The 1,668-nt window shown below is 66.2% G+C and carries 1 protein-coding gene, 1 pseudogene and 1 other annotated feature; the gene and the pseudogene both read right to left on the bottom strand.

Annotated features, from left to right (window positions below; translation table 11 throughout):
• Positions 1-175: 175 nt before the first annotated feature.
• A protein-coding gene (locus J4Z35_RS11600) for an IS3-like element ISPfr12 family transposase (protein WP_235181962.1) occupies positions 176-1,440 on the bottom strand; the annotation gives its coding sequence in 2 pieces (ribosomal slippage) (positions 176-1,137 and positions 1,137-1,440; 1,266 coding nt in all).
• Positions 1,007-1,141 (bottom strand) — a sequence feature (AL1L pseudoknot). (Overlaps the previous gene by 135 nt.)
• Before the next feature lie 41 nt (positions 1,441-1,481).
• Positions 1,482-1,668 (bottom strand): annotated as a pseudogene (locus J4Z35_RS11595) (hypothetical protein); the annotation flags it as partial.

The following is a 1,668-nucleotide window of genomic DNA, read 5'->3' as shown; positions in this document are numbered from 1 at the left end:
CCACGAGCACGAAGGCGTCGAGCGAGTCCAGCTCGACGGGCAACAGCTCGAGCACGACGACGAGCGTGTCCAACTCGAAGAGCAGCACCGCGAGCACGAAGGCGGCGCACCCGGGCAAGGCGAAGGCGCACGGCAAGCCCGCCCTGAAGCGCCCTGGGTCTGATGGAGACTCGCGCTATTTGATTCCGATCAGCAGATTGCTGTCGTTGGGGACAGCATAGAACGCGTTCTCGAACTCGGCGGGTGGGACGTCTCCGAGGTATCCGTGGAGGCGCTGCGTGTTGTGCCAGTGCACCCAGCCGAGCGTCGCGAGCTCGAGATCCTCGACCGTCTTCCACGGTCCCGAGCGGGTGGGCCCGCGAACCAACTCGGCCTTGTAGTAGCCGTTCACCGTCTCGGCCAGGGCGTTGTCATACGAATCGCCGACGGTCCCGATCGAGGGTGTCGCACCGATCTCTGCGAGGCGTTCGCCGTAGCGAATCGATGTGAATTGAGAGCCCGCGTCGCTGTGACACCGCAGATCCTCATGGTGGGCGCCTCGGGACCAGCGCGCCATCTCGATCGCGTCGAGGACCATCTCGGTGCGCATATGTGACGCGACCCGCCACCCCACGATCATCCGGGAGAACGCGTCGATGATGAAGCAGACGTAGGCGACGCCAGCCCAGGTGGGCACGAATGTCAGATCGGTCACCCAGAGCCGGTTCGGTGCCGTCGCGGTGAACTCCCGCTTGACCAGGTCCGGGTGCCGCGACGACGCCGGGTCCGGCCGCGTGGTCTTCACCCGCTTCGACCGCCTCGCACCTTCGATCCCTGCGACGCGCATCAGCCTCGCGGTCTGGTCGCGGCCGATCATGATGCCCCCACGCCGGGCAGCCTTCCAGAGCTTGCGGACCCCGTAGACGCGGTAGTTGGCCTCCCAGATCTCGACCAGCTGCGGGATCAGTTCCTCGTCCCGCAGCGCACGGGCAGAGGGCGCACGGGTCTTGGCGGCGTAGTAGCTGCTCGGAGCCACCTGCAACAGTCTGCAGATGAGCTCGACTCCGAGCCGGCGACCGTCCACGACGTCGTCCTTGTTCGCGTCGATGAACGCGACTACTTCCGGTAGTGGCGGTCGAGCTCCGCCCCGAAGAAAGACGCCGCCCGTTTCAGCACCTCGTTGGCCCGGCGCAGCTCCCGATTCTCTTGCTCGAGCTCTTTCACCCGCTGCTCCTCCGCCGAGCTCACACCGGGGACGACACCGTCGTCGACGTCGGCCTGCTTGACCCACATCCGCACGGACTCGACCCCGTAACCGAGCTGCGTCGCGACCCGCTGCACCGTCCCCTGCGTGACGCCCAGCTCCGCGCGCAGCGTCCTCACCATCCGCACCGCGGCGGCCTTCTCCTCGACCGAGTAGCGACGCGTCGTCGGCTTCCCATTCGCCAGTTCCTTCGGCATAACCCCATCCTCGTTTCCAAGGTCAGGAGTCTCCAACAAACTCAGGGCGCTTCAAAGAGCCCGATAGCTTTTCCCAGCGCCTCGTTCGATGCCTCCAGCCGCGCAACCTGCTCAGCATGCGTCTGCGCCTCCCGCGCGCGGGCTGCGCGTTCGGCGGCGAGTTCTTGTTCCACGCGCGCCAAACGCGCGCCGTCAGCAACTGTCATGTTTGAAGTATCGCGGGGCACT

Source organism: Dermacoccus sp. NHGro5, assembly GCF_017565385.1.
GTDB lineage: Bacteria > Actinomycetota > Actinomycetes > Actinomycetales > Dermatophilaceae > Dermacoccus > Dermacoccus nishinomiyaensis.
The sequence above is the reverse complement of the archived record's forward strand: the minus strand, read 5'-3'. Positions and strand labels throughout refer to the sequence as shown.